The organism is Candidatus Odyssella thessalonicensis L13, assembly GCF_000190415.1.
In the GTDB taxonomy this organism is placed as follows: domain Bacteria; phylum Pseudomonadota; class Alphaproteobacteria; order Paracaedibacterales; family Paracaedibacteraceae; genus Paracaedibacter; species Paracaedibacter thessalonicensis.
This window is the reverse complement of the sequence record NZ_AEWF01000002.1, coordinates 81,274-107,469: the sequence shown is the minus strand read 5'-3', so window position 1 is coordinate 107,469 and position 26,196 is coordinate 81,274. Positions and strand designations below refer to the sequence as shown.

Below are 26,196 nucleotides of genomic sequence, written 5' to 3'. Positions count from 1 at the left end.
AAAGTAAAGTTACAATTTTAATTGAATTATCAAGAAAGTCTGGTGATTTATGGCGACTCAAACCCTGACCTATGAACAAGTAGCACTCCCAAGATTTACCATAAATTCTGCTGATTTAAAGGATAACTTAGAACCCGTTACCTATTTCAACTTGACGTCGCATACGCGAGCAGGAACGGCTATCAGCACGAGCTTAAAGATGCGTCATTATGGGGCGAACGTCTTTGTCATCGGCGGGGATCGCAGTGCACGTATGGTCGCCACCATGCAATATCTTCAGGATTATATCAAAACCGTTCCTCCCTGTGGCGACTGGGTCTACTTAAATAACTTTGAAACCAGTTATCAACCCCTGCCTTTCCAATTACCCCGCGGTCAATCTTTCAAGCTTAAGCGAGCCCTCGCCGAGATGATCGAAGCGATCATCGATCTATTTAATAAGACCTTATCAGGGGGCACTTTTGCCAGTGAAGCTAATACCCTGACCAACGAATTAGAGCAACAATTCCAAGCTCAAATTGCTGAAGTGCAAAAATATGCAGCTACCAAAGGGTTAAGAGTTGACATCAATGATGATGAGTTCACGATTGCTTCTTTAAATGCACAAGCAAGTGATAAAAACCAATCTGCTTCTTTTGAACCTGACGACCTTCAATCCATCCGTGAAAAGTTAAGCCAGATTTCCTCCTTGGCTCACTTTCAAGAGCGCGAAATTGCTGAAAAGATTCAAGCATTAAAGGTGGGCGAAGTGGAGAAGATCCTCAAACCTTTAATGGTTCCTTTTCGTAAAACCTATGGCAAATATCTCGACAAATGGATTGATGCTGTTTATGACGACATTATTAACCATATTGATGATTTTCTTATAGATGGCTCTGATGCCTCGGATTTGGAAGAAATTCGCAATCGCTATGCTGTTAACGTCCTGGTTAATAATAAAAGTGCGCTCCATGCTCCTTTAATTTTAGACCCTGCTCCCACTTATGAAAGTATCTTTCAGCATTAAATACAAAAGTGGGCCTGCAGGCTACACCACAGACTTTACCATGATTCGTCCGGGCAATTTGCACCGCGCTAATGGAGGGATCCTTGTATTGCGGGCAGAAGCGATCGCTCAGGATCCAGGCTTATGGTTTGCCCTTAAAACTGCTTTGCGTGACAAGAAAATCCGTATCGAAGAATCCCATCGAGAAAATTCGATTCCTATGCTCGATGCACCTGATCCAAAACCCATCCCTTTAGATGTGCAGATATTTCTGGTCGGAGCCCCGGTCTGGTTTTATAATTTCTTCTACCTCGACCCAGAATTTAAAACATATTTCAAAATCAAAGCTGACATTGAGCCAGATCTGCCCGCTAACGCTCAAAATATCAGCGTATGCACTCGACTATTCCGGCAAATCTCGCAGCAGAATTCTGGTAAAGATCTCGATAAAGAGGCTATTCAAACTTTGTTAGGCTATAGTTCGCGTTGGTGCAACAATCGGACCTGGCTTTCTTCCAAATTTGAACTTTTAGAAGATATCATTAATGAGGCCAATGAACTAGCTATTGAGGACAATTCAGACAACACAACAGCAACCCATATAAAAACGGCGATCGTTCATCGACGCTTACGAACGTCGGGAGTTGAAGATCGTACCCATCGGGAAATAGAACGTAATGTGATGCTGATTGAAACCCATGGTAAGAAGCTGGGGATTGTCAATGGTCTATCTGTGCTATCGACCGGTGATCATTATTATGGTGTTCCTAACCGTATCTCTGCTCGCACTTTCGCCGGCGAGGAAGGCATCATCAATATTGAGCGTTTAACAGAAATGGCCGGCCCTATTCAACAAAAGGGAGCCATGATTTTAGATGGGTTTTTAAATGGAAAATTTGCTCAGAATTATCCCGTGTCATTTTCTTGTTCTTTAACATTTGAGCAAAGCTATGAAGAGATCGAAGGGGACAGCGCTTCTGTGGCCGAGCTTATTGCCATTCTTTCGTCTTTATCAAAGGTACGGGTGCGCCAAGACATGGCCGTTACAGGCTCCATCAATCAGTTTGGCGAAATCCAAGCGGTGGGCGGTTTAAATCATAAAATTGAAGGCTTCTTTAGGGTCTGCAAATACCGAGGTCTAACCGGCACCCAAGGCGTTGTCATTCCGGCGTCAAACGCAGAGCACATTATTCTGCGCGATGAGATCAGTGAAGCCGTCCGCGACAATAAATTTCACATTTGGACAATCACAACCATTGATGAAGCAATTAATCTTTTAATGAGTGCTGATGCCGGTAAGGCTGATCAGAAGGGTCGATATCCCAAAGGATCGATCTATGATCTTGTTCAAAATCAATTAAACCAATTTTCTAAATCGCTTAATAAACGCTAGTTGGTATTGTTATTCCTTCTCTAAAAGCCGCCTTATAAAGGCTTGGGGGGCCTGACAAAAACTTTTCATTACTTGGAAATGCTGTGTTTGTTCTAAGGCCAAGAGCTTAATGCCACAGCCACCAAATTCATATAACTCAGCCATGGGATATCCCATCAACAACGGCGAATGGGTCACAAGAATGACTTGAGCATTGCTGCGGCTTTCTATCTCTTTTAAGATTTTTAAAAATTCCATTTGATGCATCGGCGACAAAGCGGCTTCCGGTTCATCCATTAAATAAAGGCCGCCCCGTGATAGTCTATGCCTAAAAAAAGAAAGGAACCCTTCTCCGTGGCTCTGCGTTAAGAGATTGCCTCCGTAAGACGCTTCTAAATCCTGCCAACGGGGATCATGGATATATTCTAAAAAATTAAAGAAAGTTTCTGCTCTTAAAAAGAAGCCTTGCGAAACTTTGGGCAGCCACGCCAATCGCATACAGTCCGCTAGCTTCTTAAGATGGGGATAAGAGTCCCGCGCCAACGTTTGATAACAATGATCACGCGATCCCCCCAGTAAGTTAAAACCACACCTGTGAGCAATAAATTCAAGCAAGGTTGATTTACCGGTGGCGTTAGCTCCAGTAAAAATGGTCACTGGCTTTGAAAACTCTAAGGTAAAATCCTTTTGGAATGCTGGAATGTTAAATGGAAAATCCTGGTCAGCTGTGGGCCTATTAAAGGATATCTTCTTCAAGAAGGGGGGTAATAACCCTGACTTTTTAGGAAAGGTTTTGAGGAGCGACACGAGACTGTTCTATTCAACTTATATCTTTATATATAAACCTTGGTATTACTGCCTCTAAATTCAAGAAAGAATTAAACAGACTTCTATTAATTTAAAATGAACTCTCCCTTCTCCTCTGTTATATTAACAAGCATAAATTACGCTCATTTGCTCATAAAATAGTGGGAAGTTTAATCTTTTCAATTTCTCAATCCTTTAGTTTTAAATATTTTTTTATTTAGATTATTTCATTTTATATATTTTATTACTTTCCGCTAGTTTTTTTACCTTTTCTGCTTATATCTTCTATTAAGGAACACTCAAAAGGAACCAAAAAATGACCTCAGCTACCTTATCACAGATCATTGAGCTCTCTCAGTTTCCCGCACCCAAGACATTAGAGCAAACTGAGCAGAATAAGTTTTATCAAACGGCGTTCACTAAAATTGCCGCTGGCCAGATTTTCACCTGGAACTGGTCAGCCTTTCTTTTCTCCTACTTTTGGATGCAGTATAGAAAGATGTACTTGTTCTCTTTTATTCTGTTAATGATAGATTTCCTCGGGTTAGTAAATCTTTTCTCAACGGTTTATGGTCCTGAACTTCCCCACTTAACAACTGTAATGACCTTAATCCCCTGGGCGATTAGATTTGGGGTTATTCCTGCCCTTAGCAATTATCTATATTACCGTCATCTCTCTTATCAGCTGCGAAAAGGATACAACCTTATACATGAGCGTCCCACTCTTCCTTTATGGTTGACCGTTTTATTTCCCTTCACACTTGTATGGGGACTGTATTCATGGAGAGTATCTTTAAAGAAAATAAGAGACATTAAATGCCAGGCGGTCGACTCTAAAAACTCATAAAACTTAGCATGCTCTTCTTTAATCTTTAGCAGCCATTAACACCTAAAGATGCCCGATAAGTTCTATTAATTGAGAAGTAAGAATCATTTCTCTACCTTTCCATAACAATGGTGTCGCTGTGGTTAGATCTGTGGAGCTGGGGAGTAATTTATAAGAATTATTCACCACTCCCTCAGCTCTGCTGAATCGCGGTTCTGGCAGCATTTTCCGGGTAGGGATGCAGCGGCTCACCATCATCATTCTTTAGCCAAGTATTATCTACTTTGAACCTTAGAAAATGTGGCTTTAGTGCCCTATGAGGAGATGAAGAAAGAACAATATAATTTTTTCTGTCACGCTTATAAGGAAGCCTTGGAAGAATTACATCAGTATCAAGATCATCCCGACGCTTGCTATATCTTAGGTAACAGTTACAATTCTTACAGATCTGGCAAGATCAATATTTTAAAATATAATTCCGTAAAAGCTTATGACTTCTTTACTAAGGGAAAAGATGTACGAAATAGGTTGGCCGAGCTTGAACTTAAGCAGAACGATATTATTGATTTTCCTACCTCTCCTACAATTGAGGAATATCTTACTTTAGCTCGTGAAGAACACTATGGTCCTGCCACCCATGGGGCATATTATAAATATATTAAGCAGAAATTCTTAAAATAATGGCCTTATTCTTTGAACCCACAGAAAAATCCCTATCTCTAAAGCATCTATAGATTTTTAGCGAGCTCATAAGGATACAACCGTTGCCATTTTTCTTAACTTATGAAAACGACATAGGATGACTTTGTAATGTTTGGTAACAGGACCTCTCTATGAAGTCAGTTTGACCTCTTAACGGGGAGTCCTCTTTTAGGAGCAGGGCCAAAAAATACGTCAAGATGCTTCCAATTTTTATCTGTTATCTTTATCATTCTTTTGTGTGGTCGTTGGCTTTATTCGAAAATACTATTGCCACACATTTTTTCTAAATTGAATTCAAATAATCATTTTCGGATAGCTTCTAGCGGTATAGGAAATAATAATGACCGGCATAAAGAAAAAAATATATTAGGTCTTCTAAAAGATTGTGTCGCTACCTGGCCCCAGCAAGAGCTAGTCTTTTCTTATGATTTAACCTGTTTGATATCCGCTTCTGGTCCACAATTAAAATTACGCCAAAAGCAAACCGGATTTTCCTTAACAATGACGGTGCAGCCGTTGGTTAACGGTGCTTTGCAAGTGAGCCGTTTCACTCTTAAAGAGGATCTTTTACTAGAGGATAGCTGCCAATCTCTCTACGATGCTGCCCTGATTGAATTGGTGCTCCAAGGTTTAGTGATTACTGCTTTTTGTGCCCAATGCCTGCAGAAAAAAAGGGTTAACCTCGTGATCTCTGCCGAGGAAGCGGCCCATTTAACATCCCTAGATGAACTCTTTAACTTGGTTTCCACTCATATAACCGTGGATGGCAAACGGCAAATTTTTACTTTATCCGTGGACAACCAAGACTTCAGCATTTTTACAGACCGCGTTAAAACCATAAAAATATGCTTACATCAGCAGCTATGGAAACTTCAAAGATCAGACCCATTTTTAAGATGTTATCTACATCATTCAGAAAGACAGGAAATACCTCTCAGCCAGCTTCTGGTTAATCAGAAAAAAATGGAACCAAAGATAACTTCCGGAACGGTTATCACTTTTCCCTGCATCTTAAAAGCTTAAAACTCCTCTCTAACTGCTATAGAGCCTGGGAGCGTTCTCCAGAGCTCTAATTTTGCTTCATCCTGCAACGACAAACTAATAAAAAAGTAATAATCAATGATCATCGTTAAATCCCCTTCAATTGAAACCCATATTGGTCAACAGTTAAGACGACGCCGGGAAGAACTGAAAATGAGCCAGTATGAACTGGCCCAAGCTTTACAGATCACGCCTCAGCAACTTTCCAAATATGAAAACGGGATTGACCGTTTACCTGCCAGCCGTCTGTACTATATCTGTCGACTCTTAACTATAACACCCGATTATTTCTTTCAGGGTTTAGAAGATCAGTAGGAATAGCTTAAGGATTAGACGCCGCAAATGGCAGCAAATATATCCTTAAAGATTTGTCATCTAGTCTTTGCCATAATTAAGGATTATCTTCAGCAGGTGCTCTCAGGAGATTAATTTCACTAAGGTTCCAGGGGAGTATTACTGCTCATTGGACAGAAAAACACCCCCCCTACCAATACGTCTTTGTAAGCTTTCTTATCTTAAGCTTTAACCTCTAATCCTCCTGCCAGGTAAGCACCCAATTTCCGATTAGAGAAATCGTTCTCATCATCAAGCAGCTCAATTTTTCCTTTAAGCTCCTGCAGTTTTTTATTTAAGTACTCTTCACGTTTTCTAGTGGTGTTAATCTCATAGCCATAAGTAAGACTTTCATCTTCAATTGTCTCCGATGACTCCTGATTAGCTTGTATAAGGCATTCTGTAACCTTGTGAGCAATCTCTAAATCTTTAAGAACAGTTCCTCTTTGTTGTATCAGTTTAAGGTAAGTTACATATGTTTTATTCAAGCCGTTTAATTGGTCACTTGGTGACAACCGGAACACCTTATTGCTGTCTTGCAAAATGTGGATAAAAAATTGCTCCTCCTGATGATTCTTACAGGCGATTTTATAGTAACTTAATATGATTTCTTGGTAATTATCGATCAGGTTTGAAAAATAAATTTTAGCTTGCTCTAATCTTCCACTCAGCAGGGCAATCCTTTTAAATTTGGTTATCATCCTCTCTAAGCCATTCTTAAGATCAACAAAGGATAAATCTCCTATCTCCCTTACTCTTTCTTCTGGTGGGGAAGCTTTTTGCCTTTTAGGGGTATGCTGATATTTTGCCCCTCCACGCTTTTTGGGATCCTCCCGCACCATTTCTTCAGAGGAAGACAGATTCTCTATTTCTGTGAGCTCGTCTTTGTCACCATCTTGCTGGCAGTCTTTCTCGTCCTCACTTTCATCACTACTTGAAATAACTCTTTTTCTATTCTGCTTGCCGTCCTGATTTGAGGAGGAGAGAATGCTTGAAGAATCTATCTTCCTTCCTGAGGGATGATCAGCTCCCGCCTCATACCGACCAATTGAGAACTGTTGGGAGTCCACAGCTATAGCTTGCCTTTTTTCACTAATAAATGCTTTTAGGGTTTCTACAGTTATTCTTTTGCTTTGGATGGCTTTGAGCTTGTCCACTACCACCGCTGTTCTGTCAAGGTTTGCCAATAAGTTAGCCCCTACTGAGCGACTATAGCCATAATCTTTATAGCCAGAGATTGCGTCAATACTGTAAGGCATGCTTCCCTTTTTTCGGGACTTGGAGGCGGCTTCTTTTAAGGTAGTGATACGATTATCGAGACGTTTTTCAAAGGTAGAGAGAGCCGTGTCAGCTCTTGCAGACGTCCAATTTGTTATCCCTTCTAAAGAATATAAAAGGATGCCGTATAAGTCTTGTCGAATCAAAGACGTGTCTTGATGAGCATAAGCATATAAAGCGTCTGCAATAAAAAGAAGCCGAAATTTGGATTGCAGAGGCGTTAAATAAATTGGTATCTGTTCTGGGTTAATATTAAAAAGCAGTAGCGTTTTATAGGTAGCATTATTAAGGCACAGCTCGACTCCGTCCTTATCTTGAGACTGCTTAATCTCTATTCGCGCCCCTTCAAAAAAATAATTATCCACTTCTCTTGCCACCGTAATAGCTGACCTGATTTGATAATTGTAATTTCCTTTATTATTTAAGGTTACAAAGCGTGAGCCATCGTTCCTTAGCGGCATCGATAATTTTAAAGTCAAAGATGTCCTTTCAGAATCTTGGTCTGATTCGTTTTGCACTATAGGATGAAGGGCAGCGATCAGATCTTCACTTTCTTGAAAATTGATTGCATCATTTATCCATTTTGGCTGGTTGGGTTCCTGCGCATTAACCAAGGCAAACCAAGATTGGATGACTAAAAACAAAACTCTATGCATCTAGCTTTCTCTTAATTTTTATACTTGTAAAACTGTCAGGGTTAACTTTAAAAGTAGCACCATAAAAGTCTTAATCATAAAATCTCTTATGACTACAGGGTACTTTTATGGGGACTGATTGACCAAATAACCCAGATAGCAATCCTTCCCTATAGAGAATAATATTTAAAGTTTTAACATTAACGAGTGACAGTTTATATTTGAGTTTTTATAGCTAGAAATGATAACATTCACACTCATATAATATAGATACTAATATTTCGCTTGAGGCTTACCATGCAGATGTTTCGTTCTTACTTTACCTTATGCTCAACCTTAGTATGGTTACTGCTTGCCTTAATAAATGTTGGTGAAGCGCGCTGGGCCACCCATGAAGATGCTGCTGCAGAAATGGAGTTCTTCAACCGCGATATTATCACTAATGCTGAAGGAAAATCTGAGGAGATTATCGAGCAACAAATCAAAGTTTTAAATGAGCGGGGGCGAGCACATTTTGGAACGTTAAGCTTTGTTTATAATAGCAGTTTAGAAAATATCGAAATTATTGAGGCCAAAGCTATTCATCAAGGTACAGAGTTTAAAGTCACCCAAGATATGATTGAAAATAAGCCAATAGCAAGCCAACCTTCAGGCTTTGATAAACTGTATCAGGTCCTTGTCTCCTACCCTCAAGTCCAGCCTGGTTCTCAGTTATATGTGAAGTATAAAATTACCACTCACAAACAGCCTATCGCTAAATCTTATACGACTAAAGGATATTTCGGGCAAGAAGCCTATTGGAAAAAAGCCACTATTTCTTTACGATCAGAGATCCCCTTTAAGGTGCTATGCAATGATCCGCAAAATTGCTTAGAAATTCGCCAAGATAAAGATAGGAAGCATTATAAGCTCACTATAAATCTCAAAAAGCCGGTATATAATGCTGTGGTCAATGAGCCGCACAATAGTCTTATCCCTCCTGAACTGACCACGTGGTTCAGTGTCTCGACTTTTTCCAGTCCTGAGGACGTAGCTAAAGGTTTAGTGACAGGCTTTGAGGACGTGCTTAAGAAGGACTTGCCGGCCTTATTGTCATCAATTAAAGAAGAGGCAGCAAAATTAGATCATCCTGTAGCTCAATTCAATCGGATCACATCATTGTTATCGGAGAAAATTCGCTATCGAGGCGATTGGCGGACGGTAGAAGGACGCTTTGCTCCCCGTCCATTAGCGACTACAGCCGAAACAGGCTACGGGGATTGTAAAGATTTTGCTACGGCCACTGTCGCTGTCCTACGGGCTTTAGGTTATAAGGCGCACGTAGCGCTGGTCATGAGAGATGCAACCCATATAGTACCAACTAAGCAACAGCCCTCCTTAGATAACTATAATCATGCCATCGTCCATGTTATCGATCCTACAGGTAAAGTTTATTGGCTGGATCCCACTAATCTGGTTAGCATGGCAGAGGGCACCTTTCCAGATATTGCCGACAGGCCAGCTTTAATTCTTGACCCTGCGCAGCCTTCAATTGCAAAGATTCCCGGTATTGATCCCCATCACGCAGGTTCAGAATTAGATGCTACAATTTCTTTATCAAAAGACGGCGTCTTGACAACGGATGGCAATTTTATTCTCAAGGGTGAAAATGCCTTAATGTTAACAGCAGCAGGCCTATCAGATTCTTTAAAAAGCATTGAAGAAGCCTTAACTTATTTAATTTGTGATGAGGCTTCACCTGCGAAAAAGAAACTCGATATACCTCCCCTTAAAACCCGGATTGTGGAAGATGTGGTGGTCCGATATAGCTTTGAACAACACAATAAAGTTCTTTCGACCAATCTGGGACATGGAATCTTTTTAAAGATGCAGTCCATTTTGCCTTTTATTCATATTGCTGAGGATCAAGTAGGAACGCTGCACCTAGGTTACCCTTATCATATTAGCAGGAAGACCCTGATTAAGAATGCCGTCATTAATGGTATCGATAAGCTAAAGGTTAATATTAATACGCCATGGCTTTCTATTAAAAGGGATTTCCATCTTGAGGGGAAGAATATGCAAGTTACCGACAATATAATTATTAAGAAGAACCTCATCGCCCCTGAAGAAATACGGTCTAATCAGTATAAAGCCATGCGAGATACCTTGAAGAAGTATTGTGCGGAGGTTGCGTTAATCCTCTCACTGGAGTAACTTTACCTGGTGAATAAAGGATAAGTTCAATTGAGGGTCGCTATCGGCCCTCTTTAAATTCTTCCACGCCTTTATTCAAACCCAACACTTATGTTGAAGCCAGCATTTTAATGCCAAAAATCTATCATTCTGAAGGTTGCTGGAAGAACAGCCCTTAATTTTAGTCATAATGGTCATGGCCCCCTATCCTCTTTAAAAGCAAAGCTTAGTCTTACAGTGGCTGCGACAAGCCCACAAAGCTAGCTCCGGGTAACCAAGGGAGATGGACGGTTCTAGGATATTTATATCGCCTGCTATTTCTGATCCCCTTTAAATGAGCCCTCTCAGAGCTAATAAAAGTGAAAAGCCTAAGGTTATTGCAAACAAAACTCTGGTTTACAGCTGCTAATATACATGCATAGCAAATAAAAGAAAAGTTTTGGGAGTCTAAAACGCTTATACTTATCCCTTTCGGCTCCATTTGCCCAAGAGGTTGAGAAGCTGTCCCACGCAACCGAAGCAAAGGCGCGGGTCATTGCTCTCAAGGCGGGAATAACCGTTTTTATTAGTGGAGGGGGAAGAGGTATATACTAGTCGACTAAAATATAATTGCAACCAATACGCGTGTGAGAAGTAAGACGCTTTCTTAAGATTTTTTGTAAATATTTATCCATTTCAGTGAAAGAATCAAAAAGCATAAACTTGGTTTTACCCTTTTGGCCGATCCGACCAAACGACAGAATTAAAGACCAACTCCCAAACAAATCCCTAGTGCATTTGATTTCATACCATCTATAGATTCCCTTTTCAGGATCAATTGCTTTCAATCTATAATCACGCATCCTAATTATGCTGCCCTCAAGTCAGGGTTAAATTGAATATCTGGACGTCTTAAATATATTAAGTTTATAAGTATACTGTCTGTGCGTAAATATATTTATGAAATATTCTATTTTTTATTCTTTTTAAGGAGAGTTAAAATTATAAGGCTTAGAAACGGCTTACTCTTTAAAGCAATTAGATTTTTGGATATGCTTTTTAGAAACCATTTCTTATTAAGGAGAAGAAGCAGCCTACCTGACTTACTTTCTAACCCCTAATATTAGTACTCTCCTAAAAGCGGCATTAGTTAAGTTATATAATTAATGCTATTGCGCCATTCCTAAGCCTGTTATTGATATAGCATACTCTGTCAAGGAAGTGAGCGTGAAATGATAGTATAATTTAAACTGCTGATTCCATTCACTATTTACTCTGCCCTACCTTCTGGAGCTGCAGCTAAGCCTTAATCTGCACTTTTAGATTTTCTCTAGAAATAAAGTTAACAATGTTTCCTTTCTTAAAAGTACGCATAATAAAATTGCCTTTTTCAAAAAATGACTCTGATTTCTACTTATTCGATAATTTCATCTCTCTTCTTAATTATTAATTAAGCTTTACCCTTTAAAATTACAGTCATGATCTTACAATGTCCTGAAAATCAATAGAGGTAAGAACGTGAAGACTTTTATGCAGAATCTAAATATTCGTTTAAAACTTTGTTTTTTATTACTTGCGGTAGGCCTGCTCCCGGTGACGGCTGTCTTCCTTTTTTACCATACCACCCAGCACATTTACTATGAAGAAAAAGCCGTAACCTTACAAGACTCGGCGATCAGCGTTATGAAAGCTATTGATAAAAAACTAGCTGAAGCTTCCCACACTGTGAAGGCCTTTACTAATAATACATCCGTATATGATAGTAATAATTGGAAGAATCCCTCGCCAAAAAACCCTCTTATCAGTGCAATGAATAAATATATTGATTCCTATAATATTTACCGACTTAGCATCTTTGTTAATAACGAAGGAGAAGTTTTAGCGGTCAACAATAAAGATGCTAACGGCAAGCCGGTTGCTACTGAGAAGCTCTATCAGCAAAACTTTAAGAATGAGGATTGGTTTAAAAAGGTTATCAACAAAGAATTCCTTAAAGATAAAAACGGATCAACAGAGGTATGTTTGGTTGGTCCTTTTAGAGCCTCTTACGTTAGTGAGCTATTTAATGATGATGGCTTTGTTCTCGCCTTTTCTTCTGCTGTCAAAAATGAAAACGGTCAAGTTATCGGCATATGGGTCAACATTGCCAGTTTTGATTTTATTGATGCGGTCATCGAGCAAAGGTACCATGAGATTTGGAAAAAAACTTATCCGAGTTTAGGGTTTACACTTTTAGACGCAAACGGGACAATTTTAACAGACTATCGCGGTGACAAATTAAATGGGCAACCTTATAAGCGTGATTTAAGTATAGCTGGTCATGAAAATTATCACTCAGAAAATCCTGAGATTAATAAGATGATAGAAAAAAAACAGAAGGGGTTTGCTATATCGCCGGCTACTACCAAAGCAGCAGCGCAAGTTATTGGCTTTGCTCCTTCTGTAGGTGCAGAAGAATTTACTGGTTTAGATTGGTCAGTATTAGTCCATGGTCCCACCCAAGAAATTTTTGCTTCTTTAGACAAGCAATCCAGTGGCATGCTTAAATTGATAATCCTTTTCTCCATTATCACTGCCATCTTAGGTATCCTGTGTAGCCAACTTGCTGTAAAGCCAATCAAGGCCCTTACCCAAGCCATGCTCCAACTTGCCAATGGCCAGAATAATGAGCCCATCCCTTGCCAGGACCGAGCCGATGAAATCGGAGCGATGGCCCGAGCAGTTGGTGTGTTTAAGGACAATGCCCTTAAAATTGAGCAAATGGTTACGCAGCAGCAACAAGAAACCAAGCTGCGACAAGAACAACTCAAAAATCTGATGCAATTAACGAGTACGATTAAAGGGGAAGTCACCCAAGCGCTGCAACAGACAACCAAGAATGCTGAATCAGTTCTCAATAACACCGATGTAATGGCGTCTACCGCTGAAGACCTGATGCAAAGCAGCCAGCATGTGCAGTCGCTGGCCCGTGAAGCGAGTACAAATGTTGAGACGATGGCAGCCGCAACTGAACAGCTATCCTGCTCTATTCAGGAAATCTCGTCTCAGGTCACCCAGGCTTCTAATATTGCCCAAGGTGCGGTTAACATTAGCACTCTCACCAATGCAAAAGTTCAGAATCTTGTAGAAGCAGTTAGTAAAATTGGCGCCGTAATTAATCTGATTTCAGAGATTGCCGAGCAAACCAATCTGCTGGCTCTTAATGCGACCATTGAATCAGCGCGTGCTGGTGAAGCGGGCAAAGGCTTTGCAGTAGTGGCCGCGGAAGTTAAAAACTTAGCCAATCAAACGACAAAAGCCACCGGGGATATTACTGAACAAATTACCAGTGTTCAAGCCGCCACCAAAGAATCAATGCAATCAATTAATGAGATTACTCAAATTATCGAACAGATTAACCTTATTTCCAGCTCCATTTCTGCTTCCGTGGAAGAACAGAGCGTCGCCACCAATGAAATTAGTCGCAATACTCAGCAAGCCGCCCATGGCACTCAACAAGTTGAACATAAGATGGATGAACTGAATCAAGAATTTAATCAGGTCGCTAAGTTCTCTCAAGAAATTAAAGGCAAATTAGATTCCATCATTCAGGAAATAGAAAAAATGCAACACAATATAATGGAAAACCTTGAGAAGATTGAAAGCGGATCTTCAGTCTCCTTGTAATTTGATCAGCGTCTCTAAGACCTTAACCAGCCCCTGCGGGAAAGATAAAAAATTTCCGCCGAGGGTGAAGTTTATGTCGTTAATTGGAGCTCCTGTCTCCTATTTTTTTATTGCTGAAATTACCCAACTATTATGCCGATGGTTAAAGCAATTATAAGGGTCTCTAAGACTTTGGATGGCTGTAAACCCGTGCGCCATCAGAAACTTATATAAATGGCTTTGTGTCGGCTGACTTAATTCTAATCGGTTAAGCTCGATGGCAATCACTGAGGCTAAAGAACGCGAGAATAATGCGTACTTGATTGGAGAGTTCTCTTTCTGTTCCTGCACATCTGCTATTAATTGTGAATAAAAATCTTCCTCTTCAAAGGGCACTCTGACTTCAGTTTCCTGGCATAGCTGTTCCACATTTAATATGGCTTGACGACACAGATCTTTTTTCTGCTGAGCTTCAAGTAATAGAGCTTGCCTGTTGCTGACGGGGGCTTGTTGCTGAAGCATTTCTACCAGATCTTGCCATCCTTCATCCTCATTTGGGCACGAGGGCATAGCTGCTGCTAATAAATAGGGAAAAGTCGGTAGAACCCATAAGTGAAAGGGATTTTTTAGCGTCATTAAGGAAGCTATGGCCGGGGAAAGCTCAAAACCACGAAGGGTAACCAAGGGAATATGCTCAATATCTAACGTCGCCCCGCTTGGCATATACTTAGATAAGTGGCTGATGGTTTCTGCCAGCAAAGAATTGTATAAATTCGGCGTTTGAGAAGCCATGACTCGCAGCCTCTGCAGTCTTTCTTCAATCTCTTTAGGGTTAGAAATCTTCTCCATTAAATCGGCGCGAACACTACTAAGCATCGTTTCAAGGCGCTCAGGATATTGACTGAAAACGAGTCTCTCAAGATCTAGATAAGTTTTTACACCACGGCTGGGAAAGAGCTCCATAAATAAAGATTGAAGAGGCTGAGAGGGAATAAAAGAGCTCGCATCTTGATTGCTTATATGGTGGCCAGCAGCTGGACGTGTTGATTTCAGATCTAAAGTTGTTGCCTTTCGATTAAAGGTTTCTTGATGACTAAAATCCGCCATTGCCGACTGGTGTATGGCTGAGAGATAGGGATTATTGATCTCCCCTGCCATACGATCACTGCCCACCACTAGATATAAGTTATCCTGAGCGCTGGCAAGAAGATTGAACAAAAACAGTAAAAGATTTATGGTCTTCATTTGGATCCTTCCTTCTTTTAAGGAGGTTTAGGAGAAAAGATAACCACGCCGAGTCTTTACAGTTGGTGTTAATGCTAGTGGAACGCACTTTCGCCTATACCTATTTTTATAATTTTATTGATAGCATTCATATACGGCTTACCATGACCCACGATAATGGGATCTGCATTAAAAGCCATTTCTTTATTACGGGGCAACCGCGGACCGAGATCTAATCAATACCATTGAGCGCTTCACATTATCTTTCAAAGGTGAAGCTTATAAGTTTTACCAAAGAGCTTCACTCTGGAAAGCTGGAGAGAACAGGGACTTATGGTGTGCAGTAAATTCTTTTACGGGCTGTGCCAGCCTGACAAATTTCAGATTAGTAAAACTTCTAAAATATTTTTTGACCAGCAGGTGATCCTGCAGATCTCCCCTCAGAGCCAATGCTTGCACGCCTGTAAGAAGAACACTTTTAAAATCGTGATCTACTGCCGCATCAAGAAGCAGATTTTTGACCGTAGCACTAATTCTTTCTAAGATATATTTGTCTTCCCAGGCCAAGCCAGCCAGCATATTCCTTAACATTGCCATCAGTAGAAGCTTATCATTTTTATTTAAACCCGAAGAATTTATATTTACTAACTGATAAAGAGCCTCAATCTTGGCGTGATTATCGCCAAGATTATGAGCATATACCTGATACAGCAAGGGCGCTTCCCCTTGTCGACTATAAGTCGGAAACAGAGACCACAGAATTTGCTCAGTTGTCTTAGGATGAAGTATATCGCCTCTCCCATTTATAATCTTATCAATTAACGCTTGCAGGCTCGATTCTTTAAAGTTTACGACCTCCCCTACATAAGAATGATAGGGATACACAAATAAGGAGAACTCGAACAAGTCCCGGCCTTCGTCAGAGATCGTAATTTTAATTGTACCCACCAGATCTTGTTTGACCTCATCCCATACAATATCTTGAGGCTCTATCTGATAGTCGTGACCAGGGTGGATTAGTTGGGCATAAGATTTGAGCGCTTTTTTAAGAAATTTATTCTTTTCGTATGATGAACTATCTTTATCAGGTATCTGTTTGACCTTAAATCCAAATATTTTTTGATAGGTGCGAATAAAATTAATTAACCCAGAAGACAGCTCATTGTGGGCTTGTTTATACCTTATTTCATCACCACCTTCCCCTGTATTAAGATCTGCGACCACTCTGTTCCATGCCGAACGGATATGAGTATCGCCAGCATTGACAAGATCTAGCCGTTGATAGGTATAGAAATCGATAACTTTCTCAAGTCTTTGCCGTTGCAAATCACCTTCCGTTAGCTTAGCGTGCAGGCTTAAAAGGGGTTCAAGATCAAAATCATGAATTTTAGGATTAAACAACAGTAAGTTTAAGAAATGGCGGCCCGCCGTTTCAACGCAATCGGCAAAAGTCATCCCTTTGTGCGTGAATACATCTTGACGACGATTATAAAAGCGACAATTACCATTGCTCAATAATGTCATCCCAGAGCGGTAAGGAGTGATTGCTGTAAAAAGATCGGCATGGGCCAGGGCAAACAACTGATCGAGATCAAGATTGCAGGAGGAAGACATGATAGCTTGCACATCGTTCGGGGTAAGACACGCCTCAGTTGAAGAAAATGGCAGAGAATGGTCTACTATCTCTTCTGAAAGAGCACTCAATAATAGATTGATATGAGCTTGCGTGCTAAATTTATGGCAGAAGAAAGCATTTAATATTTGCTCGGGTGTAAAGGGAGGATAAAGACAGACCCCCTCCTCTGCTACAACAGCTTGAGTGATGTAGCGTAATAAGGGAATAAGGGTTTTCTTTTTTAAATTCTTGGCCCGATCATTTCTAGCCGATAGTGTCACCATTATCTGATTGGCATAATCGAGGATAAAACAATTATCACAGTCCCGTCCCTGGCGGATGAGATAGGAAAAATTCAATAATAACGCTACCGTTTCTGGACTGTCTACATAACGCCCAAAATTCGTATTTGACTGAGAGTCGGTCCCCAGAATGCCATTGGAGGAAGGAAACAACAGTTTTACCATATTCCACAGCGGCTCCTCTGAAGTGTCCTTATAATATAGCCTTTCTCCATTAAAAGTGCCTGGCTCAAAAGCACCTAAAAATCTTATGTTTTCAATGAGCCCTGTCTCAAGAGCAACCGCTCCGATAATCGGAGAATAAACCTCTTTATCCCTTTTAAAATGTCGAGTTATTTCTTTGAATACTTGGGGGTGAATAATTGCGCTAAGACTTCCGGGGTAAAAGAACAAAACCCCCACCACAATTAAACTAAGTTTTCTTCTTCGACAAAATTGGTAAAGTCTAGCCATGTCAGAATTAGCAACTGCTATTTAGTATTTATACTTATATTTTAGTAAAATTATATATAATTAACAGGAGATTTTAGTGTCCTTTTATGCGTTAGCCAACGTTAATTATACTTAGGATAAGAGAAAGGGACATCTATCCCCCTCTCCCGGGTGGAAGGCTCTTAAATATAGACTCTATTGTCTTGAGCACCCATCTTTCATTTTACATTAAAAGGTTTAACTGACCTGTTTTTTAATAAAGTGGGAAATTTTAGAGATAAGAACTCGGCTCTGACTGCTGAAAGGAAAGAGGATAGGCTGCACATGATACATTTCTTCACTTATTTCAAAGTACACGTTAACCCCCTGCTGAGCCGCCTTTACAGCCAAGGATTGACTATCTTCCAGAAGAATCTCTTTGCTGCCCACCTGTATAAAAAGCGGTGGCAAACCTTCTAAATCTCCTTTGAGGGGCGACGCAAGCGGAGAGGTAGAATGACTAGGTTCACAAACATAAGCACTGGCTACCTTAGCTAAATGTTCAATACGGATAAAAGGATCTTCTTGGCAAGTTTGAGGGCTAATAAAGGCTCTTGCCCCTAAATCGAACCATCCTGAAAAAATAATACTACAGGCGGGCATCGGCAAAGAGTTTTGTCTGGCTGCCACGAGAACGGATAAGGTTAGATTGCCTCCTGCAGAATCGCCAGCCACTACTAAGGATCCTGCCTCAACAGTTTCCAAGGTTTCTTTATAAACAGCAATACAGTGGTTAACGGCTGCTGGGAAAGGCGATTGCGGCAACAGGGGATAATCGACCAGAATAATCCTGGCATTCCAGACTCGCGCTATAAAGCACGCAAAGATCCGATAAATGTTATTTATGCCTAAAAAGAAAGCTCCGCCGTGCAGGTAGAGCACTGTAATATTATACTCTCGCCTTTGTGATTGGATAACTTCGACTGGAGTATCTGCCAACATTGTTTTGGTAAAGGTAAAACCTTTAGGCAGCCGAATCAGAGTATCTAGATAAGAAGAATACTTTTTTAAGCGTTTAAGCCACGGGAGGGGATCTTTAATATGTTTAGCTAGGCGAAAAAGTAGAACTATAAAGTATTTTACCATTATCAGGCTTATTTCTTCTCAAATAATTTATCTACTATTGGCTTACTGCGTAAGGAATTTTTATTATACCGAATAAATTTTATTCTGCATTGGTTAAGTTTTTTCTCTGTTTTAATGATGAGCTGGCCTCTGCCCTTCCCTTGTCAGCGGTTAACAAAGACATACAATTTATTGGGAACGCTCCAAACAACAAGAACTTAAGTAACAAATAAATCCTTTTTCACATTATCTTGCCCAAATTTTAAGCCCAAATTAACAATTAGCCTCTATGTAATAGCATGATATGGCATTATAAGAGAGGCTTACCGATGAATAAAATTAGTTTCACCCACTATTCCCTTGCGCTTCTAGCTTTTTTATTATTAACGAATAGTTGTTCAGCATCGCAAGTAGAGGATTCCGTATCCTCTGAAACTAGCAGCGATCTCCCCCGGGCTGCCCATTCCCCTGAAGAGAAGAAGCAGATGCTGCAGAATTTAAATAAGTTAGGAATGAATAAAAAAGATAATAAGGACCTCTTCAAATCTCCTTCCTCTCCTGTGGAGGTGACAAATAATAATCTTCCCCTTGATGCTTTTGACACTTTTGGCCCCGCTTCTACGCCTACTCCTCCAGAAGAAGCTCCTGTTTCTTCTGAATGCCCTGCAGAAAAAGGCTGTCCCTCCGCTGTTGTGGAATCAGTGAATAATCAGACTATGCCAAAACCGCCATTAACAGATCCCCTAGAGGAATCTACACTAAATGACGCTCAAATTGCAGACAACCAAGCAGAAGAATATTCCGATGGCAATTTCGCCCGGCTCCGCGATTTCTGGCAAGAGAAAGCCAACGATAAAATCCAGCGGAGGTAGCTCAGCGAGAACTCAAAGATAGTCCATTCCTACCTTCTTAAATAAGACGGTAGGTTTATGTATTCTTTGGTTAGACCCAGGGGGCGCTAAGCTCGCTTAGCTGCCCACCAGTGTCGCAAAGAGGGTAACTTGTAAGGAACTATCTAAGGTTATACCATCTGTTTTAACGATATGGCCTGTCCCGATATCTGAGATAAAACATTGATTAGATCTGAATCCATACAGATTAGCATAATGGCTAAGACTTTCGGGACTGAAGTAATTAATATGATTAGCCAATACGGCAAACTTAACATCTTCTGTGGTTTTTACTTCTCGGATTTCTGAAAGGTGTTCCTTAAAAAAGTTTCTTAATTTTTCCGGCATTGCCTTGATTTGTTCTATATTCATAGATAATCGGCCGTCCTCAATCGAAAGGGGATAGAATTTTTGGTAGTCCAAGGGATTTCCATCTTCTTCCGTAGGTTGCTCCACGCAGTAATAGGGAAGAGACTCAAACAGAGGACCTTGAGAATTAATGAAATATCCACGTATAGATTTTGATTTTGCCTGCCATTGATCAGTTATCAGGTTCTTTGCAGCTTGAGCTGTTAGCACAATTTTCCCCTGCGGTTTGAGAAGCCATTTAAGCTGGGAAAAGAAGGAAGCAAGCTGAGTATCTGGCAATAAATGAATAAAATTTCGACAATAAATAATATCACACTCTCCTGCCAGCCGCTGGGGTAGCTTAAACATGTCGCCGGCCATCATTTCAAACTTTCTTTTAAACTTAGAGGACAGCGGACTTATTAGCTCTCTAAGTTTATCAATTTCTTCTTGAGTTATATCATTAACATATACTTTTTTGGCTCCTGCTAAAGCCAAGAAAATACAATTACTGCCTGGTCCTGCGGCCAGTTCACAGACTACTTTACCACGGGCTTGCAGCATCAACTCCTTAAGAATTTCTGAGTTGATCGGAAAAGTTTGCCCATATTTATCACTGCCTACTGCTCTTATTTGAGTGTTTTTCAAAAGCCTGATAGCTAAGTGAATGAGTTTCTGATCATTTCTAAAGGCAGGATGAATAAGAGGCTTGAGAATAGTTATATCAGTAAGATCACACGTCGGTGTCGTCTCGGAGGCAAGTAAAGGTATGGTGTTGGGAGCATTTTGGTTTTGTGAATCAGGCCTTTCCATAGCCTGGGCCCCGCAAGAGGAATATAGACAGAGAAGTAATAGAATTTTTTTCATTTTATTTCCTTTAATTTTTTAAATTAAGTCTAGAAATTAATTATGTATAACATGCTTAATAATAAATAAAAATATTTATATATAATTATAAAAAAATGTAAAACTAGCATTATTGCCATATTTACTTTAAAATATCATGAGTGGATTATAACCATTGCTGCCCTGACTAAAAAGAATATTTATTGATCAGGTTTTACACTTCCCAGAGGCTAGTTTTCACTCAGCTTCTAAAAAAATATTTGCTTAAATTTATCTAAAATCGCAGGATATTACAGTTATTGACTAATTATACTCTGGAGAATTACATGATTTTAAGCCGGCTAATTTGTATCTTGGCCTTAATAAATACTTGTTCTGCAACGGATTCATTTTTCTCGTGGGGGAAAAGTGAAACAGAAATAACTAACCCGCGCGAGTATGCGCAAAACTGCCTTAAAACAGAGATTTATCCAGTATTAGATTCCTCTGAGGCTTTTGCTCAATGCCCCATTCGCCGCCAATTTATTCGTTTAGGGGAGCTGAAAACAGATATGTCTTTCAAAAGTTCTCCGGCAAGTATCTCTCTTAATATGAGCGACGGTAGCAAACAGCTGGAATGCTCGGTCGTTAAATTTAAAATGTCTCATTATCATACAGTCATTGACTATATGACCAAGTATCCTAAGGGATTTTTTGGCGGTTATATCGTCAGTTATTTCCTACCCACGATGATTTCTACCCCTGTTTTAACAGCCGGTCTTTTAGGTGGTGCAGGCTATGTGTATTGGCATAATCAAGCCAAAATTATGGCTACAGAGAGAAACTGGGAAAGTATTATTAATTTGTTAGGATTGACAACACCACTGGAAAAAGCTCTGGCTGACAGTAAAACTGCCATCGAACCGGCCTTTCTTGTAGATGGCAACCTATATTATGAGGGCTATATCCCTAATGGAATCCTGCCAGGACAGTCGCTGTATATCGAATTAGAAGCAAAACCTGAAAAAGAGTACAAAAGCCCTAATTAAGGGACTTGGCATCATTCTTGCTATCTCTGATCGACATAGTTTAATCAGAGGTAGACCATGGCGGTATCAAAGACATCGTCTCTTAATACAGCATCATTGAAACAGTCAAAGCAACCAGCGAGCGACTTGATGGAATCAATTAAGTCAGCAACGCTGGGCGATGGCAAAAAGCCGTTTCATGATCTGATCAACAATGATTCTTTCCGAAAGATTGCGACACAGCAACCTTCCCATTCTAAACAACCGAAAAAACAGGAACACGCGCTTCATTCTGCTAAGCGACAAGGCGATCCGTCGCAACAGCCAACTATTGAATCGCCTAAGCAGCCAATCGAGAAACATTTAGCTGGCTATAAAGACAGCATTAAACACTCTGACCTTAAAACAGAGAATAAAATTAAGCAGCGGGATGAGCTAAGTAATACAGCGTCAGATACTCTAATGAACGCTGAATTAGAGCAGACTACATCTTTAATTCAAGAAGACGAGGCTTCCATAGTCCTTTCTTCACTGCTGCCAAATATAGATTCGTCAGCCATTGCCGCTTTAGACGCTCGAGCTGGAATGCCTATCGAGACGCCCCTGCTTTTTGAAAACTCTGAAAATTCTAATCTCATGACAACCTCATTGAGGACGTCTAAGGATCAAGAGCTCCAAAATTGGATTCAAAGCGGACAGGTAAGAATTGAGAGTACCGCCCCTTCAATAAGAGGAGAAGTGTCTTTTGAGAGCGCAACACCTTTTATTCCGGAGATGTTAGCCGCATCTTTAGAAAACACCACTGCGTTGACGCCCCAAGATGCTTTAAACTTGTCCCAAGCCCGCGTTAATCTTCAAGGAGCAGACAATTTAATTGTTGATAATATCCTCTCGGAGACGGCGGCTCCCCCTAATTTTCAAGCAGTAAATCCTCAACTTATCCACTCAAAAGAGATTACTCCCTCAATTATTGAGACGGAAGGGATGCGGGAAAAGCCTGAAGTGACTCAAATGACGTCTCTTCAGACAGAGGGCGTTGAGGTGCTATCGTCCGCTGCTAAGCTTTCAGCAGGTACGCCCGAGGTCCGTCCCTCCACGGCCAGTCCTACTGTCACTTTGGCCTCGCTCACAGCCCCTCAAGACCAGGAAATCAATCTATTAAAGCCACAGGATAAAAGCATAGATCCTCTTGCTTCGGTCGAAAATAAGGCAGGCTTAGTGCGAGAAGGAGCTAAAATCCAAAAAACGGCGGGCTTCACGCCTTTGGAAAAATTAAATGCCTTACAACAAATTAAGGACAATTTACGCCAAAGTCTCCACAAAGGTGAAACCCACCTTAATATTCAGCTAAAACCCTATGAGCTGGGTAAAGTTGAAATTAAGCTCGACATCTCGCGCGACGGCATGGTATCAGCCCTGTTCAAGGCTGAAAATAAAGAAACGCTTGAGGTTTTAAATAGGCACAGCCAAGACTTCCAGAACATCTTCAAGGATGCTGGGTTGAACGCTGATGCACAGGGCATGAGCTTTTCCATGTCCCAGCAGCACAATACCCACGGCGAGGCTGAGTTTGCTTTCCAAACCCGTCCATCAGTACAAGAGGAAGAGTTAGAGGTAGCGGCAACACCGTCCATACCAATGTCTTCGACCTTGTCCACATCATCTATCGATATTTCAGTGTAGGAGATCATAATAATGGTAACCCCAGTTAACACAAGCATTATGCCACCACCGCCAGTTAAAGCTGAGCAGAATAAAGAAGCTAAGGGTGCAGCCCAAGAGGAGATCAAAGACCGCAGTGCGTTGACCCGCATGCTGGAAAAGAATCGCGATGAGCAGTACAACGTGTTCATGAAAATGTTCTTAGCTCAGGTTAAAAACCAAAACCCTGATGATCCAATGAGCACCCATGAAATGACGCAAACCGTGATGTCATTCTTTTCAGCAGCCGAACAAGCGCAAACCAATAAGCTTTTAAAGCAGAGCAATGATATGCGTCTCAAAGAACAGATGGCGGCTGCTAAGAGTTATTTGAATAAAGAGATCCTTTATGAAAGTAAAGTTATCAAATTTGAAGGAAACGCTGAAGAAATTCAGCTAATCATGCCCCCCGGTGTTAAAGAGGCAGAATTACAAATATATGATGCTGACTCAACTCTTATTAAAACAGTACCGTTGGCCACTCAACCGGGTTCAAAAACCATAACCTGGTCCGGTAACAGTGATATAAATCCGGATGGTATAGTCCCAACTGGTTTATATCGGACCACCGTTAAGGCAATTGATGACAAAGGTGAAAAAATAGAAATCGCCACCGCTCTTAAGGGAACAGTGCGACAAATTACTTATGATGAGGACGGTGAATTTTTACTATTGGTCAAAGATGACCTCGGCGTGGAGTTTGAGGATGTCCTCAGGGTCCGCAAACCCGCTTCCCAAGAATTGTTAGGCTTAAGCCAAACCATGCGCGATCAAATTAAGCATTATGAGGAGTTGAATCAGCTTCTGAAAAGCCAATTGCCCCTTGAGAGCGCAACAGAATTAGCATCGATCCCCAGTTATTTAAGTTAAGGAGAATAAAATGTCTGGATTAAATTCAGGAATGAACGCATGTGTGTCTGGTCTAAAAGGAGTCTCACAACGCGTTAATTGCCATACCCAAAACCTAGCGGCAGCAGGAGCCTATGGCTCTAAACAAAGAGCAGCATTTTTATCGGTCATCAATACTGGTAAATCTATGGATACATTTACACCGGGCGGTATTGCTGCGGCCAACCAGCACTTTATTACCACTGTTGGTTCGCCGGTCCAATCAGATGTTAGCACCCATATGGCCTTAGAAGGACAAGGGTTCTTCGTTGTTAACAGTAGTCCAAGTGATACGTCACCTGGAATCACCTCTTACACCAGAGTGGGAACATTTACAGAAGATAAAGACGGAAACTTTGTTAACCATGTGGGTGATTTTTTAAAAGTTTTCTATGTTGATCCAAGCGGGAATCCCCTTTCTAGCAACACCACGGACATAGCTTTCTTGCAAACTGCAAATACAAAAAGTCTCTCGGGAAACCCGATTGCGTCAGCAACTTGTGCCATGTCAGGCCTACTGAGCGCTCAGGCGGCAACACCAACCACCAAGGTGACAAACATGAGTGTGTATGATTCGCTTGGGGTGCTTCATACGCTCAATCTTACTTTTACTCAGATCAGTACCACGCCCACTCTGCAATGGGGATTATCAGTAACTACAGCTGATGGTACGGTTACAGCCCCTTATGATACGGCCCCCGGTATGACCATCGATTTTGATTCAGCCGGTCTGCCGACCCTTTTCAATGGTGCTGCTTCGCCACCCCCGAATCTCGATATTACGTGGACAAGTACAGCAGCGGCCCCTTCCAGCATAGCCATGAATTTGGGGACTATTGGTCAAAAAGATGGATTGCGCTGTGTGGGCAGTGCTACTGAACTGACTCAACCTACCGTGGATGGCCGAGGGGCGGGGAAATACCTACAAACATCAATAGATAGCGATGGCTTCATGACCGCGACCTTTGATAATGGCACCTCCCAAAAGTATGCACGTATTCCTCTGGCAACCTTTGCGAATGCTAATCAACTTGTCGAACAAACTGGCGGCAGTTTCACTGCTACCGATGCGTCAGGTTCTTATATCCTTAATTTTCCAAAGCTAGGTCAAGCGGGTGCTATTAATGCGGCTAGCCTTGAAGAATCGACCATCGATGCAGCTTCCGTCTTTACTGACCTGATTGTTGATCAGCAGCGCTATACAGCAAACCTTCGGGGGATCTCCACCATTGAGGAAATGCTGCAAGCCTTAGAACGGTCACTCGGATAGTGAAGCGAGTTAAGAATTGAAGGGCTCAAGGCCCTTCTTTTTTTTATTTATAAGTATTAAATATGCTGACCGCTAAAAGCTAATTCCGGCTCCGGCTCTTGGATAAGAACATGAATCGCTTCATCGGGTGTCGCCACAAATTTAGCAAAGGTGGCATGAGCTGGGGTTGCAAACTTTTCTTCAATAATATTATGAATTAAAGCTTTGAGAGGATCCCAGTAGCCATTGGTATTAATAATCACAATCAGCTTATCGTGCATTTGCAGCTGACGCCAGGTCAGGATTTCAAACAATTCATCCAAAGTTCCAAATCCGCCCGGCAGAATGATAAAAGCATCCGCTAATTCCGACATTTTACGTTTACGGGTATGCATTGTATCCACCACTTCCGTCTCAGAAAGACCAGGGTGCGTCCCCTCAATCTTCTCAAGAAGGGTAGGAATAATCCCCGTTACATGGCTGCCGTGGGCCAAAGCATTGTCAGCCACAATTCCCATTAAACCTAAGCGTCCGCCCCCATAAACCACATTAAAGCCAGATCTGGCTAAAAGTTCACCGGTCCGAGCAGCAGTTTCACGGTAAATTGCATCGACACGAGTCGACGCTCCACAATATACACATATGGTTTTAAGTGCAGACATTTTGATATCCTTTTTCAAGTTACCTTACCAGTATAGTATGGTTTAGTTACCCCAACAATTGATTAAGATTTTTATAGAAATCGTTAAAATTAAGCTTCTCTCGTAAGCCTAACTGTGAAAAGGTTATCATCATACCTAAGCCATATAATG

The 26,196-nt window shown here is 41.0% G+C and carries 23 protein-coding genes; 14 read left to right on the top strand and 9 right to left on the bottom strand.

All coding sequences use genetic code 11. From position 1 onward, the window contains the following. Positions 1-49 precede the first annotated feature (49 nt). Positions 50-1,006, top strand: a complete 957-nt coding sequence (locus HMO_RS0103930; protein ID WP_010298917.1) for a Lon-like protease helical domain-containing protein — start codon at positions 50-52, stop codon at positions 1,004-1,006. Next, positions 984-2,378 (top strand): Lon protease family protein, encoded by a 1,395-nt coding sequence (locus HMO_RS0103925; protein WP_010298915.1) that lies wholly within the window; start codon positions 984-986, stop codon positions 2,376-2,378. The genes HMO_RS0103930 and HMO_RS0103925 overlap by 23 nt, the downstream gene beginning before the upstream one ends. Before the next feature lie 9 nt (positions 2,379-2,387). On the opposite strand, the gene HMO_RS0103920 is transcribed toward HMO_RS0103925, so the two are convergent. After that, a complete protein-coding gene (locus HMO_RS0103920) occupies positions 2,388-3,164 on the bottom strand; it encodes an AAA family ATPase (protein ID WP_010298913.1) in 777 nt (258 codons plus the stop codon). Positions 3,165-3,480: 316 nt separating this feature from the next. Here HMO_RS0103920 and HMO_RS0103915 point away from each other — a divergent pair, with 316 nt between their 5' ends. Continuing rightward, positions 3,481-4,011, top strand: a complete 531-nt coding sequence (locus HMO_RS0103915) for a DUF2628 domain-containing protein (protein ID WP_010298912.1) — start codon at positions 3,481-3,483, stop codon at positions 4,009-4,011. A 42-nt stretch (positions 4,012-4,053) separates the two neighbouring features. On the opposite strand, the gene HMO_RS0103910 is transcribed toward HMO_RS0103915, so the two are convergent. After that, positions 4,054-4,251 carry a hypothetical protein gene (locus tag HMO_RS0103910; protein WP_139016820.1) on the bottom strand — a complete coding sequence of 66 codons (198 nt, stop codon included), beginning with the start codon at positions 4,249-4,251 and terminating at the stop codon, positions 4,054-4,056. A 63-nt stretch (positions 4,252-4,314) separates the two neighbouring features. Between HMO_RS0103910 and HMO_RS0103905 the strand changes: the two genes are divergently transcribed. The 3 genes from HMO_RS0103905 to HMO_RS13695 all read left to right on the top strand — a co-directional run bounded on the left by HMO_RS0103905 (position 4,315) and on the right by HMO_RS13695 (position 6,048). Beyond that, positions 4,315-4,671: a hypothetical protein gene (locus tag HMO_RS0103905; protein ID WP_029448370.1), complete on the top strand. Its 357-nt coding sequence runs from the start codon at positions 4,315-4,317 to the stop codon at positions 4,669-4,671. Between the two features lie 288 nt (positions 4,672-4,959). Then, a complete protein-coding gene (locus tag HMO_RS0103900) occupies positions 4,960-5,715 on the top strand; it encodes a hypothetical protein (RefSeq protein WP_010298903.1) in 756 nt (251 codons plus the stop codon). Positions 5,716-5,811: 96 nt separating this feature from the next. Further along, positions 5,812-6,048: a helix-turn-helix domain-containing protein gene (locus HMO_RS13695; RefSeq protein ID WP_010298899.1), complete on the top strand. Its 237-nt coding sequence runs from the start codon at positions 5,812-5,814 to the stop codon at positions 6,046-6,048. A 200-nt stretch (positions 6,049-6,248) separates the two neighbouring features. On the opposite strand, the gene HMO_RS0103880 is transcribed toward HMO_RS13695, so the two are convergent. Beyond that, positions 6,249-8,000, bottom strand: a complete 1,752-nt coding sequence (locus tag HMO_RS0103880; RefSeq protein WP_010298897.1) for a hypothetical protein — start codon at positions 7,998-8,000, stop codon at positions 6,249-6,251. A gap of 276 nt (positions 8,001-8,276) precedes the next feature. Between HMO_RS0103880 and HMO_RS0103875 the strand changes: the two genes are divergently transcribed. After that, positions 8,277-10,175 (top strand): DUF3857 domain-containing transglutaminase family protein, encoded by a 1,899-nt coding sequence (locus HMO_RS0103875; RefSeq protein WP_029448369.1) that lies wholly within the window; start codon positions 8,277-8,279, stop codon positions 10,173-10,175. 569 nt (positions 10,176-10,744) lie between these two features. Here the strand turns inward: HMO_RS0103875 and HMO_RS0103870 are convergent. Beyond that, positions 10,745-10,996, bottom strand: coding sequence for a WGR domain-containing protein (locus HMO_RS0103870; protein WP_010298893.1), 252 nt, complete (start codon positions 10,994-10,996; stop codon positions 10,745-10,747). A 667-nt stretch (positions 10,997-11,663) separates the two neighbouring features. On the opposite strand from HMO_RS0103870, the gene HMO_RS16445 reads away from it, so the two are divergent. Continuing rightward, entirely contained in the window at positions 11,664-13,799 is a 2,136-nt protein-coding gene (locus HMO_RS16445) for a methyl-accepting chemotaxis protein (RefSeq protein WP_010298892.1), read from the top strand. Positions 13,800-13,898: 99 nt separating this feature from the next. Here the strand turns inward: HMO_RS16445 and HMO_RS0103860 are convergent, their stop codons facing one another. After that, positions 13,899-15,023: a hypothetical protein gene (locus HMO_RS0103860; RefSeq protein WP_010298890.1), complete on the bottom strand. Its 1,125-nt coding sequence runs from the start codon at positions 15,021-15,023 to the stop codon at positions 13,899-13,901. A gap of 71 nt (positions 15,024-15,094) precedes the next feature. Between HMO_RS0103860 and HMO_RS16975 the strand changes: the two genes are divergently transcribed. After that, a complete protein-coding gene (locus tag HMO_RS16975) occupies positions 15,095-15,238 on the top strand; it encodes a hypothetical protein (RefSeq protein WP_217490981.1) in 144 nt (47 codons plus the stop codon). A gap of 52 nt (positions 15,239-15,290) precedes the next feature. Here HMO_RS16975 and HMO_RS13685 read toward each other — a convergent pair whose 3' ends face one another. Both HMO_RS13685 and HMO_RS13680 read right to left on the bottom strand, forming a co-directional pair. Further along, positions 15,291-17,372 carry a hypothetical protein gene (locus tag HMO_RS13685; RefSeq protein ID WP_175282083.1) on the bottom strand — a complete coding sequence of 694 codons (2,082 nt, stop codon included), beginning with the start codon at positions 17,370-17,372 and terminating at the stop codon, positions 15,291-15,293. Positions 17,373-17,588: 216 nt separating this feature from the next. Continuing rightward, positions 17,589-18,476 carry an alpha/beta hydrolase gene (locus HMO_RS13680; RefSeq protein WP_010298887.1) on the bottom strand — a complete coding sequence of 296 codons (888 nt, stop codon included), beginning with the start codon at positions 18,474-18,476 and terminating at the stop codon, positions 17,589-17,591. Positions 18,477-18,784: 308 nt separating this feature from the next. Here HMO_RS13680 and HMO_RS0103845 point away from each other — a divergent pair, with 308 nt between their 5' ends. Next, positions 18,785-19,327, top strand: coding sequence for a hypothetical protein (locus HMO_RS0103845; RefSeq protein WP_010298885.1), 543 nt, complete (start codon positions 18,785-18,787; stop codon positions 19,325-19,327). Positions 19,328-19,423: 96 nt separating this feature from the next. Here HMO_RS0103845 and HMO_RS0103840 read toward each other — a convergent pair whose 3' ends face one another. After that, on the bottom strand, positions 19,424-20,560 hold the full coding sequence (locus HMO_RS0103840; protein ID WP_010298883.1) for a class I SAM-dependent methyltransferase: 1,137 nt from the start codon (positions 20,558-20,560) through the stop codon (positions 19,424-19,426). A gap of 305 nt (positions 20,561-20,865) precedes the next feature. Here HMO_RS0103840 and HMO_RS0103835 point away from each other — a divergent pair, with 305 nt between their 5' ends. The 4 genes from HMO_RS0103835 to HMO_RS0103820 are packed head-to-tail and all read left to right on the top strand — an operon-like array spanning position 20,866 to position 25,405. After that, positions 20,866-21,567 (top strand): hypothetical protein, encoded by a 702-nt coding sequence (locus tag HMO_RS0103835; protein ID WP_010298880.1) that lies wholly within the window; start codon positions 20,866-20,868, stop codon positions 21,565-21,567. 57 nt (positions 21,568-21,624) lie between these two features. Continuing rightward, positions 21,625-23,229, top strand: coding sequence for a flagellar hook-length control protein FliK (locus HMO_RS0103830; RefSeq protein WP_033444500.1), 1,605 nt, complete (start codon positions 21,625-21,627; stop codon positions 23,227-23,229). A gap of 12 nt (positions 23,230-23,241) precedes the next feature. Then, positions 23,242-24,117, top strand: coding sequence for a flagellar hook assembly protein FlgD (locus tag HMO_RS0103825; protein WP_010298876.1), 876 nt, complete (start codon positions 23,242-23,244; stop codon positions 24,115-24,117). A gap of 10 nt (positions 24,118-24,127) precedes the next feature. Beyond that, positions 24,128-25,405 (top strand): flagellar hook-basal body complex protein, encoded by a 1,278-nt coding sequence (locus HMO_RS0103820; RefSeq protein ID WP_010298874.1) that lies wholly within the window; start codon positions 24,128-24,130, stop codon positions 25,403-25,405. A 56-nt stretch (positions 25,406-25,461) separates the two neighbouring features. Here HMO_RS0103820 and HMO_RS0103815 read toward each other — a convergent pair whose 3' ends face one another. Continuing rightward, positions 25,462-26,046, bottom strand: coding sequence for an LOG family protein (locus HMO_RS0103815; protein ID WP_010298872.1), 585 nt, complete (start codon positions 26,044-26,046; stop codon positions 25,462-25,464). Between the last annotated feature and the right edge of the window lie 150 nt (positions 26,047-26,196).